Annotated in this window: 19 protein-coding genes and 1 riboswitch; of the genes, 14 read left to right on the plus strand and 5 right to left on the minus strand. The window is 43.9% G+C overall.

The window, feature by feature from the left end:
• Positions 1-388: 388 nt before the first annotated feature.
• The gene (locus CSV80_RS06860) at positions 389-1,435 is read right to left on the minus strand and encodes an FUSC family protein (protein ID WP_099670208.1); all 1,047 of its coding nucleotides are present in this window, start codon (positions 1,433-1,435) and stop codon (positions 389-391) included.
• 242 nt (positions 1,436-1,677) lie between these two features.
• Here CSV80_RS06860 and CSV80_RS06865 point away from each other — a divergent pair, with 242 nt between their 5' ends.
• The 5 genes from CSV80_RS06865 to CSV80_RS06885 all read left to right on the plus strand — a co-directional run bounded on the left by CSV80_RS06865 (position 1,678) and on the right by CSV80_RS06885 (position 4,823).
• Positions 1,678-1,932 (plus strand): GlsB/YeaQ/YmgE family stress response membrane protein, encoded by a 255-nt coding sequence (locus CSV80_RS06865; protein ID WP_029053583.1) that lies wholly within the window; start codon positions 1,678-1,680, stop codon positions 1,930-1,932.
• 155 nt (positions 1,933-2,087) lie between these two features.
• Positions 2,088-2,435: an ArsR/SmtB family transcription factor gene (locus CSV80_RS06870; RefSeq protein ID WP_099670209.1), complete on the plus strand. Its 348-nt coding sequence runs from the start codon at positions 2,088-2,090 to the stop codon at positions 2,433-2,435.
• A gap of 15 nt (positions 2,436-2,450) precedes the next feature.
• On the plus strand, positions 2,451-3,743 hold the full coding sequence (locus CSV80_RS06875) for an arsenic transporter (protein ID WP_099670210.1): 1,293 nt from the start codon (positions 2,451-2,453) through the stop codon (positions 3,741-3,743).
• Between the two features lie 15 nt (positions 3,744-3,758).
• Positions 3,759-4,178: an arsenate reductase (thioredoxin) gene (arsC, locus tag CSV80_RS06880; protein WP_099670211.1), complete on the plus strand. Its 420-nt coding sequence runs from the start codon at positions 3,759-3,761 to the stop codon at positions 4,176-4,178.
• A gap of 135 nt (positions 4,179-4,313) precedes the next feature.
• Positions 4,314-4,823, plus strand: coding sequence for a YfiT family bacillithiol transferase (locus tag CSV80_RS06885; protein ID WP_099670212.1), 510 nt, complete (start codon positions 4,314-4,316; stop codon positions 4,821-4,823).
• Between the two features lie 60 nt (positions 4,824-4,883).
• Here CSV80_RS06885 and CSV80_RS06890 read toward each other — a convergent pair whose 3' ends face one another.
• A complete protein-coding gene (locus tag CSV80_RS06890) occupies positions 4,884-5,306 on the minus strand; it encodes a TM2 domain-containing protein (RefSeq protein WP_099670213.1) in 423 nt (140 codons plus the stop codon).
• Positions 5,307-5,414: 108 nt separating this feature from the next.
• Here CSV80_RS06890 and CSV80_RS06895 point away from each other — a divergent pair, with 108 nt between their 5' ends.
• The 4 genes from CSV80_RS06895 to CSV80_RS06910 all read left to right on the plus strand — a co-directional run bounded on the left by CSV80_RS06895 (position 5,415) and on the right by CSV80_RS06910 (position 7,947).
• Positions 5,415-6,170 carry a TcaA NTF2-like domain-containing protein gene (locus CSV80_RS06895; RefSeq protein WP_099670214.1) on the plus strand — a complete coding sequence of 252 codons (756 nt, stop codon included), beginning with the start codon at positions 5,415-5,417 and terminating at the stop codon, positions 6,168-6,170.
• A 154-nt stretch (positions 6,171-6,324) separates the two neighbouring features.
• Positions 6,325-6,891, plus strand: coding sequence for a DUF6518 family protein (locus CSV80_RS06900; RefSeq protein WP_233201546.1), 567 nt, complete (start codon positions 6,325-6,327; stop codon positions 6,889-6,891).
• A 278-nt stretch (positions 6,892-7,169) separates the two neighbouring features.
• The gene (locus tag CSV80_RS06905) at positions 7,170-7,496 is read left to right on the plus strand and encodes a YnfA family protein (protein ID WP_099670215.1); all 327 of its coding nucleotides are present in this window, start codon (positions 7,170-7,172) and stop codon (positions 7,494-7,496) included.
• 70 nt (positions 7,497-7,566) lie between these two features.
• Entirely contained in the window at positions 7,567-7,947 is a 381-nt protein-coding gene (locus tag CSV80_RS06910) for a PaaI family thioesterase (protein WP_099670216.1), read from the plus strand.
• Positions 7,948-7,969: 22 nt separating this feature from the next.
• Here the strand turns inward: CSV80_RS06910 and CSV80_RS06915 are convergent, their stop codons facing one another.
• The 3 genes from CSV80_RS06915 to CSV80_RS06925 all read right to left on the minus strand — a co-directional run bounded on the left by CSV80_RS06915 (position 7,970) and on the right by CSV80_RS06925 (position 9,969).
• The gene (locus tag CSV80_RS06915) at positions 7,970-8,803 is read right to left on the minus strand and encodes a cytochrome c oxidase assembly protein (RefSeq protein WP_099670217.1); all 834 of its coding nucleotides are present in this window, start codon (positions 8,801-8,803) and stop codon (positions 7,970-7,972) included.
• Complete coding sequence (locus CSV80_RS06920; RefSeq protein ID WP_099670218.1) at positions 8,793-9,296, minus strand: DUF2243 domain-containing protein; 504 nt, start codon at positions 9,294-9,296, stop codon at positions 8,793-8,795. Before CSV80_RS06920 ends, CSV80_RS06915 begins: the two co-directional genes overlap by 11 nt.
• A 127-nt stretch (positions 9,297-9,423) precedes the next feature.
• Positions 9,424-9,969 carry a hypothetical protein gene (locus CSV80_RS06925; RefSeq protein WP_143560469.1) on the minus strand — a complete coding sequence of 182 codons (546 nt, stop codon included), beginning with the start codon at positions 9,967-9,969 and terminating at the stop codon, positions 9,424-9,426.
• Between the two features lie 135 nt (positions 9,970-10,104).
• Here CSV80_RS06925 and CSV80_RS06930 point away from each other — a divergent pair, with 135 nt between their 5' ends.
• The 5 genes from CSV80_RS06930 to CSV80_RS06950 all read left to right on the plus strand — a co-directional run bounded on the left by CSV80_RS06930 (position 10,105) and on the right by CSV80_RS06950 (position 17,192).
• On the plus strand, positions 10,105-11,226 hold the full coding sequence (locus tag CSV80_RS06930; protein WP_099670220.1) for a glycerate kinase: 1,122 nt from the start codon (positions 10,105-10,107) through the stop codon (positions 11,224-11,226).
• 62 nt (positions 11,227-11,288) lie between these two features.
• Positions 11,289-12,710: an alanine/glycine:cation symporter family protein gene (locus tag CSV80_RS06935; protein WP_099670221.1), complete on the plus strand. Its 1,422-nt coding sequence runs from the start codon at positions 11,289-11,291 to the stop codon at positions 12,708-12,710.
• A 485-nt stretch (positions 12,711-13,195) separates the two neighbouring features.
• A riboswitch (cobalamin riboswitch) is annotated at positions 13,196-13,372 on the plus strand.
• Between the two features lie 156 nt (positions 13,373-13,528).
• On the plus strand, positions 13,529-15,751 hold the full coding sequence (locus CSV80_RS06940) for a ribonucleoside-diphosphate reductase subunit alpha (RefSeq protein ID WP_199083941.1): 2,223 nt from the start codon (positions 13,529-13,531) through the stop codon (positions 15,749-15,751).
• Positions 15,739-16,176: a flavodoxin gene (locus tag CSV80_RS06945; RefSeq protein WP_099670222.1), complete on the plus strand. Its 438-nt coding sequence runs from the start codon at positions 15,739-15,741 to the stop codon at positions 16,174-16,176. Before CSV80_RS06940 ends, CSV80_RS06945 begins: the two co-directional genes overlap by 13 nt.
• Entirely contained in the window at positions 16,155-17,192 is a 1,038-nt protein-coding gene (locus tag CSV80_RS06950; RefSeq protein ID WP_029053567.1) for a ribonucleotide-diphosphate reductase subunit beta, read from the plus strand. The genes CSV80_RS06945 and CSV80_RS06950 overlap by 22 nt, the downstream gene beginning before the upstream one ends.
• Positions 17,193-17,750: the final 558 nt, after the last annotated feature.

The raw sequence follows: 17,750 nt of genomic DNA on the forward strand, positions 1-17,750 counted from the left end.
CGTTTCCCTGCACTCCGAAAGGCACGCTTTCCGAGGGGCGTGGCTTGAGCCAAGCGAACAACGAAGGGTTCGCTTTGCCGTATTTCTGTGTACTTTGCAGAAATTAAGGCACCTGTCCAGGGTCTCAAGACGCACGCTGATCCCTCAGGAGTCGGCCTTTCTCCGTTTCGGTACACTCTGATACTCTAAAAAATATTTACTGATAAGAACAGAAAAAAGCGTAAAGGACTCATTCCCCTTACGTTTTTTCTGTTCTGTCCCAACCTCTTTCTTTTGCTTCTTTATGGTTAATTCATCTATAAAACATGTGCTGAATCGGTTGTTATTTGACTTGTTAGTATCGTTTCTCTCTCCATCAACCGAACCGGTTAGTCGTTTAAAGCGATCTTTATTGTTCAGCATCAGGCGTTAATTTCACACTAGAAGGTTTGTAAAACTGATCGACTAAGTTATAAATAGTGATCAGTTCATAGAGAACGACAAACTCGGGTGGGAATTGGCTTGGATGTCTTTCCTCACTAGTTGTGATTTCCTTATTGTCATCCCAGAAAAGGTCCGTAACGTTTTTTAATTGTGACGCATGCTTCTTCGGATTGTAGTCAATGGAATGCTTCAAGTCGTTCGCAAGCTCGGTTACAGCGTGCATGATCCGATCGCGTTCTGCCGGCGTCCAGGAAATGCACTGTTCTGGTATGTTCAATAAAGCACCCAAATGATATTCGAGATTATGTAAAAATAACAACTGCTTTTCAGCCATGAGTAGTTCTTTTTCTTTTCCTCTGACCCACGGATACAATTTCGATTCATTACGTTGAAAATGAATCAATGTTTCGGTTTTCCTAATTTCCTTCGTAAGTTGCTTGGTGGTCTCTAGCTCATCTCGACGGTTTGTGTGCACGTCATATAAGATGGTTTGGAATGTTCGTTCCAAAATAGTTCCTGCTCGCTCACTAATATGTTGGATGTTTTCTACAATATCTCTCCTGTAGTTTGGTGGGAAGACCAACATATTCACAGCAGTAGACACTAGCAAACCAATGGTGGTCGTACCGAGTCGAATGAAAAAAGCGATTAAGTAGTTGCTGTGGATGACTTCGACCATGGCGACCGCTGTCAATGTGGCAACGAGTAGACCGGCATGCAAGTTTAGTCGGTAACAGACTAAAATGGTGGCAACCGCTGCTAATGTATAGGTAATCGGGGAATTCCCGAAGAGCGTGATAAAGAATACAGCAAATGCAGAACCGATAGCAGATGCAGGAAATCGAATCATTCCTTTCTTAATGGAATCACTGACAGTGGGCTCAATCGTGACAATTGCCGTGATTACAGCAAATACTGGGGGCCAATTAAACCATTCACAAATAATAGCTGTTAAAAAGATCGCTATGCCTGTTTTCACTATTCGACTGCCGTTAAAATGAAAGGATCGCATACGGTTATAACCTCCAGTTCTTATTACGTATGTTTAGTACTGTAGTACATTATATCATCCGCTACCATCGGAACGTATGAGCGGTACTTTTCGCATAAATATACCTACACAGATTTATATTTGGCGAATACTATGCTGTAACAAGGAATAGATTGCTAATAAGATGTCACTCGATTACTTCATTATCCTGTTCCCAACTTGAGTACTAAATACGTTTGAAAATAGGAGAAGGGGTGTGTGAAATGAGTATCCTTTTATATTTAATAATTGGCGGTGTCATTGGCTGGTTTGCTAGTCTGATCATCGGCAAAAGTGTCCCAGGCGGTATCGTCGGCAATATTATTACGGGAATCATAGGTGCGTGGATTGGCGGGAGTTTATTCGGCAGTTGGGGACCGCGCTTAGGAGAATTTTATGTTGTACCTTCTATTGTAGGTGCGCTGATTTTTGTCATAGTTGTCAGTTACATTATGAAGGCGGCGCGGAAAAGACGATAACTAGATAGGTAAGGGGTTCCTACATTGTCAATATGACGAGAGGGGGCCTTTTTTCATTGATTGGAATACATAAAACGATGAGAGCTGTACTTATTATTCTGCTTGCGTATATAAGCATATCATTATATGCTAGTAGGGAAGTGGAGGGATGGACTATGAATACACTTGTTACGGTTGATCTACAACGCGCATCACGACTATTAAAATTGCTAGGAGACCCCACACGGTTGACGATGATGAAGTTACTCAAGTCACATGAATGCTGTGTTTGTGAATTTGTTGCGATTTTTAAAATGAGTCAGCCAGCGATTAGCCAGCACTTACGTAAACTTCGAGATATTGAGTTGGTTAAAGAAGAACGTAGAGGTCAATGGGTTTTCTTCTCGATCAATGAAGATCATGAAGATTACCCGTTTATTCAAAGCATCCTTGAACATCTTCCAGAACAGAATGAATCTATCGCTGAATTGGAAGCACAAGGGCTTCGAATTTGTTGTGAATAAGGAGGAGAAAGTACGTTGGCTATAACTGCATCATTGATTTTCATCATCACACTTATTTTTGTCATTTGGCAGCCTAGAAACTTATCGATCGGATGGTCTGCCTGTATTGGTGCAATCATCGCATTATTAGTTGGGGTAGTTAACTTCCAAGATGTTATGGATGTAACTGGGATTGTATGGAATGCTACGCTTGCTTTCATCGCGATCATCATTATTTCATTAATCTTAGATGAAATTGGTTTTTTCGAGTGGTCGGCCCTACATATGGCTAGATTAGCCAAAGGCAGTGGTATTCGCATGTTTATTTATGTCACTCTTCTAGGTGCAGTCGTTGCCGCTCTGTTCGCAAACGATGGGGCGGCCCTTATATTAACGCCCATTGTACTTTCAATGGTACGAAATTTGAATTTCAATGAAAAAATGATTTTTCCATTTATTATTGCCAGCGGTTTTATCGCTGACACTACTTCATTACCATTAGTCGTAAGTAACTTAGTGAATATTGTTTCAGCAGATTTTTTTGATATTGGATTTGTTGAATATGCATCTAGGATGATCGTCCCGAATTTATTTGCATTAGTTGCCAGTATTTTAGTGTTGTTGTTATTCTTCCGTAAAAGTATTCCGAAAGACTATGAAGTATCAGATTTAAAAAAACCGAAAGATGCAATCAAAGACCTCAAGTTGTTTCGACTTGCTTGGGTAATTTTAGGTGTATTACTTATAGGATATTTCTCAAGTGGGTTTACGGGATTGCCTGTATCTATTATTGCGGGGCTTACGGCCATATTCTTTATGGCTATGGCGCAAAAAAGTCCAGCCGTTCATACGAAACAAGTGCTTAAAGGTGCACCTTGGGCGATCGTATTCTTCTCTGTCGGGATGTATGTTGTAGTATACGGATTGCGTAATGTCGGTCTAACGGGTGTATTGGCGGATGTCATTCAAACGGCAGCCGATCAAGGACTCTTTGTCGCAACGATTTCGATGGGCTTTATTGCAGCGATACTGTCATCACTTATGAATAATATGCCTACGGTCATGATTAACGCGTTAGCAATATCGGACACAACTACGACAGGTCCTATTCGCGAAGCGTTGATTTACGCAAATATTATTGGATCTGATTTAGGTCCCAAAATCACACCAATCGGTTCATTGGCCACCTTATTATGGTTGCATGTACTATCTCAAAAAGGTGTGAAGATTTCTTGGGGTAGCTATTTTAAAATTGGTATTATTCTAACAGTCCCTACACTCCTGATTACGCTAAGCGGACTGTATCTATGGCTGTCAATTATACAATAAGAAGGAGATTTCATTATGTCTAAAAAAACACTGTATTTCTTATGTACAGGCAACTCATGCCGTAGCCAAATGGCAGAAGGGTGGGGCAAAAAGTATCTAGGGGAAGAATGGCAAGTTCTTAGTGCGGGAATTGAAGCGCATGGTGTGAACCCAAATGCTGTAAAAGCCATGAATGAAGTTGGCATCGACATTTCGAATCAAACTTCGGATATCATTGATCCGCAAATCTTAAACAATGCAGATGTTGTCATCACTCTTTGTGGGGATGCCGCCGACAAGTGTCCGATATCACCGCCTCATGTAAAACGTGATCATTGGGGATTTGATGATCCTGCAAAAGCACAAGGAACAGATGAAGAAAAATGGGAATTCTTCCAGCGTGTACGCGACGAAATAGGTACAAGGATTGCTGATTTTTCTAAAACAGGTCAATAAATATAAGACGCTGTAGATGTCTATCCGGGCTATCCATTGACATGTGCAGCGCTCCTTTTACATATTGTCTTGTCTTGTAAATAGAATAATCAGATAGTTTATGAGATAATAAGATAATGAAAAGGGGGATTCGTCATGGATAGTCGATTTCCGATCGGGGAATTACACGTTCCGGAGCATGTCACGTTGGCAGATATTCAAAAGTGGTTACAAGAAATTGAAACCTACACTACTCGATTGAGAGAAATTGTAGATTCATTGAATGAGGAAGAGTTAAACAAAACGTATCGCGAAGGTGCGTGGACTGTTCGTCAATTGGTGCATCATATTGCAGACTCGCAGTTGACTATGTATCAACGATTAAAGGTTGCGTTAACAGACGACAACCCCATAGCACCTGCTTTTGATCAAGAGAAGTGGGCTGTATTACCTGACACGGAACTACCGGTTGAGCCTTCGATTAAAATGCTCGAAGGGATCAATGAGCGTGTTGTAGCGTTAGGCAATAGTCTGACGGAAGCGCAACTGGATCGAACATTTATACATCAAGTAAACGGCGAGATCGCAGTAGCGAATAAAGTAGCGAAGTTAGCTTGGCATGAAGAACATCATTTAGCGCATATTGAGTTGGCTTTGGCGGAATAAGCGTGTCTTATATCGTATGGACCCCGCCACTTCTTCACTTGAGGAAGTGGCGGGGTTTTATTAATGTCCCGGGGTATCTCTTGAGCGCTTGATTGCACGAACCAATGCCAATTCTGACTGGTGATTGGCATAATCAACCAACTGTGGCACACGAAATAGATCAAGCAATAGCCAAAGGTACGGAATGAGTGGAAGAATGATAAAGTGCGGATGCATGAGTAAAAATAAGATGTAATCGAACGTCATTTGATTGATATATGCATCTCTGATGAAATAGATGATTACACCATTTAGTAATAACGTATAAATTGCACCGAAAATCGCATATGGCGTAATACCGAGATAAAATCTGTGAAGAAAGTAATTGCCAAAGAAAATCAGAAGTACATACGTGATGGCATTTGTTTTCTTGCGGTTATTGTATTCATACTGTAATTGCATTACTTCTTCGTGTGTCATGCCTTTCTTACTTATGTAGTCCATTGTACTGTCATCTCCTATAGTTCTTTATGTTATTTAAACCACTATATCATAAATTTCTTTGGTATAATGAGACTAATTAGGGGATTGTGAGAAAGGTGGCATAAATATATGAAATGTACAAGATGTGGCCGTCATTTGCAGCCTAGACATGAAGACTGTCCGAATTGTGGCGAGCCGATTGTCTATAAATTAGAGAAAAGTCATAATGTAGCGAAGATGCTTTTTTTCGCAGTGTTGACGATTGGTGCCTTAGTAGCAGTAGTTGTTATACTATACAGTGATCATGATTTTACGTTGAAAAAAAAGAGTGTAAAACAGGCGACAGAATCTGTCTTAGGTGGATCAACAACTAATCCAAATTACGATGATGAGTGGGTGGAAGAAGAATACGAACTGGTGGCTGATGATCCTGGGGTGACATCTGAAAGTGTATCCGTACAATCTGATCCGGTTAGAGAGAATACGCAAGAATATGAGGTTGATGAACCGTTACCGATGCGTGAGCTAGTGGAAGAATTCTATCAAGACTATCGCTTGATGTATAGTGAGTCATTGAACAATCTGGATTTCAGTATAGTAGCATCACTTTTAACTCCAAATAGTTCTGCGTACAGTGAGATGTATAAGTACATAGATGATATCAAAAACTCAGGATACTATTTCAACTTCTATGATAACGAGATATTGGACTATTACAGGGACAAAGGGATGCTGTATTTGAAAACATATGAAGCATTCGATTTAATTGATCAGAATGGAATAGTAACTTCTCATCGGCGGAATAAAACCTATGCAATAGTTTTGAATTACAATAATGTACCTGTTCAAATAGATGCAATCGAGATTACAAATTATTATCGATAAACCATATATAATTTTGAGCATGTTTGTCTTTATAAAATACAGACTTATTGAGTATTGGGAAGTCTTTTTTACATTTATCTCCTTCTAACATTTAATAAACCACTCAATGCGTAGAAAACAGTAACTTATGGACGTGGGAGAGATGAAAGTGAAGATGCAAAGAATAGTTGTGCTCGTATCATGGCTAGTAGTCAGTATTCTATTTGGCGTATTGACCAAGATGCTGGATTCTGTCCCTTTCCTTGGAGATGTCTTCACTAGAATGGGCATTTGGGTATTAATTGCGACGAGCATTGCGGCATACAGCCAAACTGCTTTGCGGGCAGCGATTCATACGTTGCTATTTTTTTTAGGAAAGTTGACCGGCTATTATCTATACTCCGCCCATTTATTCGGTGTGTATTCGACGAATGATATGAAGTACTGGGGCATTGTAGCGGTCGTTACGCCATTTCTTGCGTTGGCCGTCTGGTATGCGAAACATGGTAGATGTTTGGCTTGTTTTTTACCCGCGTTAACAATGGGATTGATGTTAAGTCTCTCACTAGGAATCGGATTGTTTTATTTGGATGTGAATTATTTAGAAGAATTTATTATGTACATCATTTTGTGCGTGATCTTCTACCGAAACTCTAAACAACTAACTATCGTGATTGTTCTTTCTGTTATGGTCATAAGTGTAATTGAATTGACGCCGTTGTTTTGGTTCTTTATATTTTGATTTATACTACTTTACGGACCCTTTCCTATCTATGAAGAGGGTCTTTTATTGTAGATCTGCAATCATTGAAAGCTGAATCTTCCATTTTAATTAACTCCACACCAAGTCATCTGTTCAAAATGTAAACAACCTCATATTTAAATTATTAGAATTATGATATGGTGAGTACTAGTTTTCAAGAAAAGATCTTATATAATCCATTTGGTGTGTGCACATTACATGGCTAGGAGCAGTAGTTCGGGCTAGATTATCCGAAGTGAGTAAATGGAGGTTTACTGATGTTGAAGGTTGTGGTGATATTTTTGCTGGCCGGCTTGGCTGAAATCGGCGGAGGTTATTTGATTTGGCAATGGTTGCGCGAAGGGAAATCTGCACTGTTCGGATTATTCGGCGGCATTGCCTTAATTTTATATGGCGTAGTGGTCACATTTCAGACTTTTCCAACCTTTGGCAGAGTCTATGCGGCTTATGGAGGCGTGTTCGTCTTTCTATCCGTATTATGGGGATGGGGAATTGATAAAAAGACTCCTGATTTGTACGATTTCCTAGGGGCAGGTATTTGTCTGCTTGGTGTGTCCGTCATATTGTTTGCACCGAGATCGTAACAGTGAATGGTGGGTTTAAGGGCAGAGTATGAAAATGAAGGACCTCATTAGATAACGGGAGGACGATCACATGACGCAAAATGAAATCTTTCATATTGGCAAACAAGCACTAGAAGCTCAATCTTTCAGTAAACTATTGGGAACAAAATTGATGGAGTTTACTGCGGGGGAAGTAGTTCTGGAAGTTCCCATCACGGAACACGTATTACAACAACATGGCTTTGTACACGGTGGGGTCATTGGCTATGCGGCGGATAACGCATTGACGTTTGTAGGCGGTTCCGTTCTAGGTCCGAACGTATTGACGGCAGAATACAAAATCAACTATGTACGGCCCGCAGTAGGTGAAAAACTCATTGCCCGAGCGACAGTTATTTCAGCTGGCAAGCGACAAGCTGTGTGTCGCTGCCCAAGGAACCATTATGACAGTTATATCAGACTAATGAAATGATAGAAAATACAAAACGCACCCATTAGCCAGCGGGTGCGTTTTGTGTCGTTTCATTCATATACACATGACCGTCTGAAGTGGACGGAATGTGGGTCTGTTGACGTTTCGCCGAGTGATACCAGCTCCTGAACAAAAGGATGATCAACACAAGATCCACCGCATCGCCTCCGTAATACATAAGCATGGCTCCTACCCGCGCCTCTTCAATGGGTACACCGGCAGGCGGATAGGCGTATAGGAATTTGGATAGAATCCCGTGTCCCGCCAGAGCTACAATAAAGACCGCAGTACGATAACGGTAACTGTAGCGGCGAGATACGGGATCGATGTATAAAAGAGAAATGGTAAATAGATATCCCGCAACAAACACATGAATATGGATTAAAATATGCAGCCAGAGATGATGGTGCATGGCCGCAAACAAGCCTGTCGTGTATAACAACCAAAGTCCGCCAATGTTCAAAATAGAAGCAATGATGGGATGTGTAGAGAACCCAGCGAGTCGACTTTTTAGCAATCGGCTTACCTTTCTAGCCTGCCGAACGGGAAGTGTCCGCAGCACCAACGTCATAGGAGCAGCGAGCGCTAATAGAAGGGGCCCGAGCATGCCGAGCAAAAGGTGGCCGAACATATGCCAGGTGAACTGATCATGTGACAGTTCGGCAAGCGGTCCGACAACAGTGCTTACTGAAGCGAGTACGCCTGCTACCCACAACACAATCCGTCTACGTGGCCATTTTCGTAAACGTTTTTGCCGATTGGAATGAAATATTCCGACCCCGTATAACAGGATGGCGAGCAACGCAAGCGTCCCAAACAGCCAATCGGTCGCACTGATATATGCATCATGTGGCATGAAGCACCAGCCTTTCCGCCGAGCGTGCATTCTGTCGCGCTGACTTGATTAGCAACAGGCCTGCCGCAATCATCACAATCGCAGAACCGTTCCAAACGACGTCATATGGAACGATGTCTACATGATAACGAATCTGATGAATACGCATGACCTTGTGTTGAATGGTTCCATCATACAATTGGAACGCTCCACCCCCGAGCAACTTGCCACCCCAGAACATCTTATGCCATAACGCATTCCTCCTACGTAAATCCGCCACCAAAAACAATCCACCGACCGTCGCAAACCAGCTAAACGCATGAAATAAACCATCCGACACTAATCCGACCGCCACTGTAGATTTATCATAAAACTTGTGCCAATGCAGCAACTGATGAAACAGTGTCTCGTCCAAAAACGCCACAAACCCGAGTCCGAATAATATACCCGCCCAGAGATTTCTCTTCTGATAACTTTTTCGATTCGTCCAATTTATCACTTGCGACTCAGCCATTTATTACTGCTCCTTTCCTTACGTAGGTAGTGTTCCCTGAGGGTGCGGTGTTTAATACATGGCGCGTGCTGGTAGATGGGCGAATAGAGCGGCGTGGAACGGGGGTGGGGTCGGGCTCATTGAGCGGTTACGTGGCTTGATAGAGCGCATTACTTCGAAGTATGAGCGGATACAGGTTAACATTGAGCGGATCTACATCGACATAGAGCGCTTTATTGCCAACTATGAGCGGATACGCGACCTGATAGAGCGGATACGCGGCTCGGAGTGAATACTCGGGTTTATAGAGCGGAACCACGTTGTCTTTGAGCGATTTCGTATTCAGATAGAGCGCTTTACCTCGAAGTATGAGCGGATACAGATTAACATTGAGCGGATCCACATCGACATAGAGCGCTTTATTGCCAATTATGAGCGGATCTGCGACCTGATAGAGCGGACGCGCGGCTCGGAGTGAATACTCGGGTTTATAGAGCGGAACCGCGTTATCTTTGAGCGATTTCGTATTCAGATAGAGCGCTTTACCTCGAAGTATGATCGGAACCACGTTGTTAATGAGCGGATCCACGCTCACATAGAGCGCTATACCGCAAACTATGAGCGGATATGTGACTTGATAGAGCGGATGCAAGACTTCATAGAGCGAATAAGCACCTTCATTGAGCAAATACACCTAGCAAAACTATTACCCTGTCCGTCTGCAGAGAAATCTGAAAGCCTTCATTATAAAAATATATGAACCATCCGATATTTTACGGTAACTTTTCCCACATAATCTGCTAGAATACGATTAAAGGGAGTGTGAGCGATGAAAATTGTCATTGCGCCTGATGCATTTAAGGGGAGTTTGCATGCGGAAGAAGCGGCCGACGCTATATGTAGTGGAGTGAAAAAAGTCTATCCACACGCAGAAATAGTACGTTTGCCGGTTGCGGATGGTGGCGAGGGGACGCTTGCTGTTCTCGTTTCATCAACTGGTGGGACGTTGCGAACGGTGTCTGTTCAAGATCCGCTGGGTCGCGCAATCGATGCGTGTTTTGGTGTGCTTGGTGACGGCAAGACAGCGGTCATTGAAATGGCGCAGGCGTCCGGTTTGCTGTTGCTTGAGGATCATGAACTGGATCCAATGAAAGCGTCAACATTTGGCACGGGACAATTAATTCGTCATGCGCTGGATGCGGGGTACAGGAAAATGATTATTGGACTTGGCGGCAGTGCGACGAATGACGGGGGAACAGGTTTGCTCGAAGCGCTGGGTGTACGTTTCCTTGCTGACGGACAGTTGTTGCAGATAAATGGGGAAGCGCTTTCGTTCATCAATGAAATCGATATCTCGCAACTAGATAAGCGTTTGCTGGAGACGGACATTCGCATTGCGTCCGACGTGGACAATCCATTTGTCGGTGAGCAAGGTGCGTCGTTTGTTTTCGGTCCGCAAAAAGGGGCGAATGCGGAAATGGTTCTGCGTTTGGATGAAGGGTTACGTCATCTGGCAGACGAGACGGAAAAGCGGACAGGCGTGAGATTGCATGAGTTACGGGGTGCAGGTGCGGCTGGGGGAAGTGCAGGTGCATTAATTGCCTACTGTGGGGCGCGTCTTGAAAGTGGCATTGATGTCGTGCTCGAGGCGATGAATTTCGCAAAGCATCTATCTTCAGCAGATTTCATTGTGACGGGTGAAGGTAAGACAGATCGGCAGACGCTTGCAGGCAAGGCATTAATGGGGATTGCAAAGCTTGCAAAAGAAGAGGGGGTTCCGGTCATAGTCATTTCGGGGGCTATTGAAGAAGCGGCGCGTCAAGAGCTTCTCGGGTGGTTCTCCGAATTACATTCATTAGATGACGGGAAGATGTCGTTGGCTGAATTGATGGCATATGCAGCAGTGTTGTTGGAGAATAAAGCGTCAACCGTCATGCAAAGTAGAAAATAGTTTTTTATGCCAAGCATAGTAACTAGACAAGTAGGGTATAGCATACACAAGGAGGTGGTCAGATGTTTCAAGATGCGATCGACTGGCTTGTAGGGCCGGCGAATAATTTCATTTGGACATATGTTTTAATTGGACTTTTATTGGCAACAGGTTTATATTTCACGGTTCGCACGAAATTTGTGCAAGTACGCTTATTTCGCGAGATGTTCCGTCTGATTGTAGAGAAGAAAGATAGCAATGACGGGGTGTCTCCGTTTCAGGCATTCACGATCAGTGCCGCATCACGTGTAGGAACAGGTAACGTAGCGGGGGTAGCCCTTGCGATCGGAATCGGTGGTCCGGGTGCGGTATTCTGGATGTGGGTGATTGCTGTTATCGGCATGGCGACCGCGTTCATCGAAAGTACATTGGCGCAAGTGTATAAAGTGAAAGACGGCGATACATTCCGTGGAGGGCCAGCGTATTATATGCAAAAAGCGCTTGGTTGGCGGAAACTCGGAGTGGTCTTTGCGGTTTTATTGACGATGTCTTTCGGATTCATATTTAACGCAGTACAATCTAACACGATCAGTCAATCCTTCACTGACGTATTTGGCATTCCGACCTGGGGTGTTGGAGTTGGCTTAATACTAGTGACAGGGATCATCGTCTTCGGCGGTGTCAAACGTATTGTCAAAGTAACACAGACCATCGTACCCGTCATGGCAACCTTCTATATTTTAGTAGCATTATATATCGTGATTATAAATATCGCGGAAGTTCCAGGCTTGATTGTCTTAATTTTCGAACATGCTTTTGGAATTAAAGAAGTCATGGGTGGCGGAATTGGGATGGCGATGATGCAAGGTGTACGTCGCGGTCTCTTCTCCAATGAAGCAGGTATGGGTAGTGTACCAAACGCAGCCGCTACAGCGAACGTATCGCATCCGGCCAAACAAGGATTGGTACAAAGTCTAGGTGTGTTTTTCGATACAATCATTATCTGTTCTGCCACAGCATTCATTATTTTGCTCGGCGGTTTGTATCAATCAGGTGAAACAAACGGGATCATCTTGACACAAAACTCCATGGCCGTACAAGTCGGCGCATGGGCACCATACTTCATCGCCGTTGCGATCATGTTCTTCGCCTTCAGTTCCATCATCGGAAACTATTACTATGGCGAAACGAATATTGAATTCATCAATGCTAACGTCGTATGGAAACGAATCTACCAAGTTCTTGTACTTGCTATGGTATATTTCGGAGCCATCGCAAAAGTACAAGTAGTATGGGACATGGCCGACCTTTTCATGGGACTAATGGCTATCATTAACCTAATCGTCATTCTACTACTCGGCAAAATCGCCTTCAAAGTACTTGACGACTTCACTAAACAACGAAGAGCCGGCAGAAACCCCGTCTTCAAATCAGCCAGCATTCCTGACCTAAAAGGCGCAGAATGTTGGGAAGAAACAGCTGAAAGAGCGGAAGATCGCTTGTGATATTGAGAGATAATCTAGGGCTTTTTATGTTTTGATCTTAAGACTTTGAATTGGTACTAAAAATACAGTGAATTTTCTAGGTGGTCTACGTTAGAAAGTAGGATTGTAGCGGAAGCAGTTCACTCCGGGAGGATCAGCGTGAGTCTGAGACCCTGGACAGGTGCCTTAATTTCTGCGAAGTACACAGAAATACGGCAAAGCGAACCCTTCGCCGTTCGCTTGGCTCAGGCCACGCCCTCCGGAAAGCGTCCCCCTGCTGAAGCGGAAATCCCTTCCCCTCACTAATTTCACTATCTAATTAAAAACGTTCAGACAAACAATTTAGTCAAGAAGTAAAAAGTTTGATATACTATAAAATATTGAATATAAAAAATCGGATCGTAGTTCAGAAGAAGGATTCTGGACCTCGGTTCGATTTTTGTTTTGCATGTTTGAACACAACATGTTAGGGTTATATATGAATTAACACACTATATATAGTGTTTAACAGCAATTAGATGAATTGGTACCCACGAAGTTTAAAAGGGAATCCGCCACTAACGGAGCTGCCCCCGCAACTGAGGGCACGGACGACTATCTTATGAAAACCACTGCCACGGCGGGAAGGAAAGATGGAAGAACGATGTGCCAGCCAGTAGACCTGCCAGTCATCTCAGCAAAACATTCTTCGGGGTTGGAGAGTGAAAGCACAAAGCAGTCTTTTTTCAGTCTGCCTAAAACTTTCCGCAATCTACTAAGCGTCAATCGACGACTCCCGATTTTTATTGGGAGTTTTTTTAGTACATAACCGAATTAATTCACTAAAGGGAGCGGATATAATGGCTATTATTCAAGAATCTGTGGGACTTAATTTATTGATGGAAAACTTACAAGAGGAATTCGGCAAGAAGCAAATCGAGCCGTTGATCGAAGCGAGTGAGAAATTCCAGGAGCGTCACCCGGCGAGCTCGGCAACTGAGTGGACGAACGCGATGGTGCTAGAGTCTTTAAGCCGTATTGATGAAGCAAATGCGTACTGGACGTTTGTAGCGGCGCGTATTTATTTATTCGACGTCTATGCAAATCAAAAAGCATTGCGTGGAGCGGATGTCTATACCGATTTTGCGAAAAATGTAGAACGCTTGGTGGAAGAGGGTTTATATACACCCGTTCTAACAGAGAAATACAGCCAGGACGAGCTTCAGGAAATCGGTAAGCTACTCGATCCTTCTCGTGACCTATTATTCACATATATTGGATTAAAAACATTAGTAGACCGCTATGTAACGGTAAACTTTAAGAAACAGTCAGTGGAGCTTCCGCAAGAGCGCTGGTTGATCATTGCAATGACGTTAATGCAGGACGAAACAGTAGACCGCATTCATAAAGTTGGCGAAGCGTACTGGGCAATGAGCAATTTGTACATGACGGTTGCGACACCTACATTATCGAACGCAGGCAAGATGCACGGTCAGCTATCGAGTTGCTTTATCGATACAGTGGATGATTCATTACAAGGGATCTATAACAGCAACACGGATATCGCGAACTTGTCGAAATTCGGTGGCGGTATCGGTGTCTATATGGGGAAAGTTCGTTCTCGCGGTGCATCGATTCGTGGATTTGAAGGCGCATCAAGCGGTGTTCTTCCATGGATCAAACAGCTGAACAACACAGCAGTCAGCGTCGATCAACTCGGTCAACGTCAAGGTGCCGTCGCGGTGTATCTCGACGTATGGCATCGAGATATCTTCACATTCCTCGACCTCAAGCTCAATAACGGTGATGACCGTTTGCGTGCACATGACATTTTCACAGGCGTTTGCTTGCCGGACTTGTTCATGGAGAAAGTCGAGTCCCGGGAAGACTGGCATTTATTCGATCCACATGAAGTCCGCACGAAAATGGGCTATTCATTGGAAGATTTCTATGATGAAACAAAAGGCCAAGGAACATTCCGCGAGAAGTATGAAGAATGTGTCCGCAATGAAGATTTATCAAGAGAGACGGTTTCAGCGATTGAAATCATGAAACGGATCCTACGTAGCCAGCTCGAGACAGGAACACCATTCATGTTCTACCGCGACGAAGTAAATCGTATGAATCCAAATAAACATGAAGGTATGATTTATTCTAGTAATTTGTGTTCAGAAATACTGCAAAATATGTCAGCAAGTACACATGAATCGGTCACGCTTGAAGACGATATGGTCGTCACACGCACGAAGCCAGGCGATTTCGTTGTATGTAATCTGTCATCGATTAACCTTGGAAAAGCTGTTACAGCAGACGCGCTAGACCGTTTAATCAAAATTCAAGTACGTATGCTCGACAACGTCATCGATCAGAACCAAATCCCAGTTGTACAAGCGCAACGCACAAATGCACGCTACCGTGGAATTGGACTCGGCACATTCGGCTGGCACCATTTACTCGCATTGAAAAACATTCAGTGGGAATCGGACGAAGCAGTGGATTTCGCAGACGAGCTATATGAAAACATTGCGTATTTAACAATTAAAGCCTCGATGGAATTATCAAAAGAAAAAGGCGCGTATCCATTATTTGATGGATCGGACTGGCAAACAGGCGAATACTTCGAGCAACGCGAATACGATTCAAATAAATGGCGTGAACTGCGCATGGATGTGGCAATGAACGGTATGCGTAACGGCTACTTGATGGCAGTCGCACCGAACAGTTCGACATCGGTTATCGCAGGCTCCACAGCGTCAATCGACCCAGTGTTCAAGCCGTTCTACCATGAAGAGAAGAAAGACTATAAATTACCGGTCATCGCACCGGATTTGAACCACAACACGTATGACATCTACCGTCGTTCCGCTTACATCGTGGATCAGCGCTGGTCTATTAAGCAAAACGCCGCTCGTCAGCAGCACATCGATCAGTCGATTTCATTCAACATCTATGTACCAAACTCCATCCGCGCATCCGTTATTTTGGACTTGCACTTGCAGGCATGGAAGTCAGGAATGAAAACAACGTACTATATGCGTTCAACCGCAGCTGAGATTGAGGAGTGCGAGTGGTGTCATTCTTAATCGCCTATGCATCCTGGAGTGGCAACACGCAGGAAGTAGCGGAATTGATTACGGAAAGTCTACAAAGTGAAGGCGTCGAAGTCGATACTTATCGTATCGGCATCGGTGTCATCCCGAACGTTAAAGAATACGACGCGTTGTGCATCGGTTCATTCACATGGGAAAAAGGGGCAACGCCGGATGAAGTCAAAGATTTCGTGGCGGACGTCGGCTATAAACCCGATCTCGTCTACGTTTTTGGCACAGGGGATACACAGTTTGGCGGCGATGATCTATTTTGCAAGGCAGCAGACAAGCTCGCGAAATTCTATCATTCCCCTTTTGAACCATTGAAGATTGAGCAAAGCCCACGCGGCATGCAAGAACAAAGCGTTACGAATTGGACGAAAGGAGTGCTCGAACATTGGCGACACTTACAAGAGTAAAAGTACTGAATCCTGCAAACCCGAATAAGGCAACAGCTATTTTCGGTGGGGAAGCAAGCGGCATCCTGAATTGGAACGACATCGCGCACCCTCATTTCTATACATTGCGTCAGCGAATCCGTTCTCTTTTCTGGACGGCGAATGAAGTTGATATGACACAAGACGTCAAGCAATTCGCAAGCCTGACAAAAGAAGAGCAATCCGCATTCCTAAAGATTATTGGCTTACTGGCTACACTCGATGGTCCACAAACGGTCATCGCAATGAAAATCGCAGACTTTACAACGGATCCTTCCGTCAAGTCAATTATGGCGACAATTGCAGACCAGGAAAGCGAACATAATCACAGCTACGCATACGTACTTTCATCTGTCACGAACTTGGACAAGCAAATGGAAGCCTTCGAAATGGGCCGTACAGACGAAGTACTAATGAAGCGAAATGAACGAATCGTAGACGTTTACAATGAGTTTGCGGAAAACCCAACAATCGAAACGGTTCTAAAAGCAATGGTGTACACGACATTATTAGAAGGTTTATTCTTCTACAGCGGCTTCGCATTTTTCTATAACTTAGCGCGCCATCAGAAAATGGTTGGTACATCCACGATGATCTCATACATCAACCGCGACGAACTGCAGCATGGTAAAGCAATCAGCGACATCTTCCGTGCAGCGTTGGCTGAAAACCCAGAGTACAACACAGACGAGTTCACGGAATGGATCTATGACCAATTCCGCCACTCCGTCGAGCAAGAAGTCATTTGGAGTCGCTATGTATTAGCAGGAATCGATGGACTGGAGCTGGATGAGATGGAAGGCTACGTCAAGTATCGCGCGAACAAAATGTTGCGCATGCTCGGACTGAGCGAAATCTATCCAGAATTCACCGATAATCCAATGAAGTGGATCCGCGCCTACGTCGATAACTTCGACGACACGAAGACAGACTTCTTCGAACAAACGAGCCGTCAGTATGTGAAGACTAGCGATTTGAATGGCTTTGATGACTTGTAATAAGTAAGGGAGGGGAATCCATGATGGGTTCCTCTTTTTTTTTATGTGTGGGAAGGGGGGCTGTTGATCGACGCTCTTCGTTTACGATCAACTAATGTGTGGTTTTGTTTAAGTGGAGTCGCTCGGACATCTGGCCAAGCGCTCATACTTCCACGTTATCCGCTCATACATCTTCACAATCGCTCAATGAATCCCTAAAAGCGCTCAATCCTCCTAGTTAACCGCTCAATGTCCATCCTGGCGATCAGCTCTATCAATCTTCGGACGGGAGCCGCTCGGACATCTGGCCAAGCGCTCATACTTCCGCGTTAACCGCTCATACATCTGCCCAACCGCTCAATAAATCCCCAAAAGCGCTCTAACCATCCATTTAACCGCTCAATGAACTCTGGCATCCGCTCAATCCCCCCACAAAACCGCTCAATCCCCGCCAGAAAGCACCCACCTAACACCTCAATCAACATAGCCATCCACACACCCCAGCCTCTCCAAGCAAGGAACACAAGAAACACAAAAAAACACAAAAAAACCAAGCAGATCGAAGTCCGCTTGGTCATG

It is taken from the genome of Sporosarcina sp. P12(2017) (assembly GCF_002743035.1).
GTDB classification, from domain to species: domain Bacteria; phylum Bacillota; class Bacilli; order Bacillales_A; family Planococcaceae; genus Sporosarcina; species Sporosarcina ureae.

Bases quoted from the DNA above. Each gene is read 5' to 3' on its own strand.
- CSV80_RS06860 (WP_099670208.1), bottom strand. From the start codon at position 1,435: ATGCGATCCTTTCATTTTAACGGCAGTCGAATAGTGAAAACAGGCATA.
- CSV80_RS06865 (WP_029053583.1), top strand. From the start codon at position 1,678: ATGAGTATCCTTTTATATTTAATAATTGGCGGTGTCATTGGCTGGTTT.
- CSV80_RS06870 (WP_099670209.1), top strand. From the start codon at position 2,088: ATGAATACACTTGTTACGGTTGATCTACAACGCGCATCACGACTATTA.
- arsC (WP_099670211.1), top strand. From the start codon at position 3,759: ATGTCTAAAAAAACACTGTATTTCTTATGTACAGGCAACTCATGCCGT.
- CSV80_RS06885 (WP_099670212.1), top strand. From the start codon at position 4,314: ATGGATAGTCGATTTCCGATCGGGGAATTACACGTTCCGGAGCATGTC.
- CSV80_RS06890 (WP_099670213.1), bottom strand. From the start codon at position 5,306: ATGGACTACATAAGTAAGAAAGGCATGACACACGAAGAAGTAATGCAA.
- CSV80_RS06895 (WP_099670214.1), top strand. From the start codon at position 5,415: ATGAAATGTACAAGATGTGGCCGTCATTTGCAGCCTAGACATGAAGAC.
- CSV80_RS06900 (WP_233201546.1), top strand. From the start codon at position 6,325: ATGCAAAGAATAGTTGTGCTCGTATCATGGCTAGTAGTCAGTATTCTA.
- CSV80_RS06905 (WP_099670215.1), top strand. From the start codon at position 7,170: ATGTTGAAGGTTGTGGTGATATTTTTGCTGGCCGGCTTGGCTGAAATC.
- CSV80_RS06910 (WP_099670216.1), top strand. From the start codon at position 7,567: ATGACGCAAAATGAAATCTTTCATATTGGCAAACAAGCACTAGAAGCT.
- CSV80_RS06915 (WP_099670217.1), bottom strand. From the start codon at position 8,803: ATGCCACATGATGCATATATCAGTGCGACCGATTGGCTGTTTGGGACG.
- CSV80_RS06920 (WP_099670218.1), bottom strand. From the start codon at position 9,296: ATGGCTGAGTCGCAAGTGATAAATTGGACGAATCGAAAAAGTTATCAG.
- CSV80_RS06930 (WP_099670220.1), top strand. From the start codon at position 10,105: ATGAAAATTGTCATTGCGCCTGATGCATTTAAGGGGAGTTTGCATGCG.
- CSV80_RS06935 (WP_099670221.1), top strand. From the start codon at position 11,289: ATGTTTCAAGATGCGATCGACTGGCTTGTAGGGCCGGCGAATAATTTC.
- CSV80_RS06940 (WP_199083941.1), top strand. From the start codon at position 13,529: ATGGCTATTATTCAAGAATCTGTGGGACTTAATTTATTGATGGAAAAC.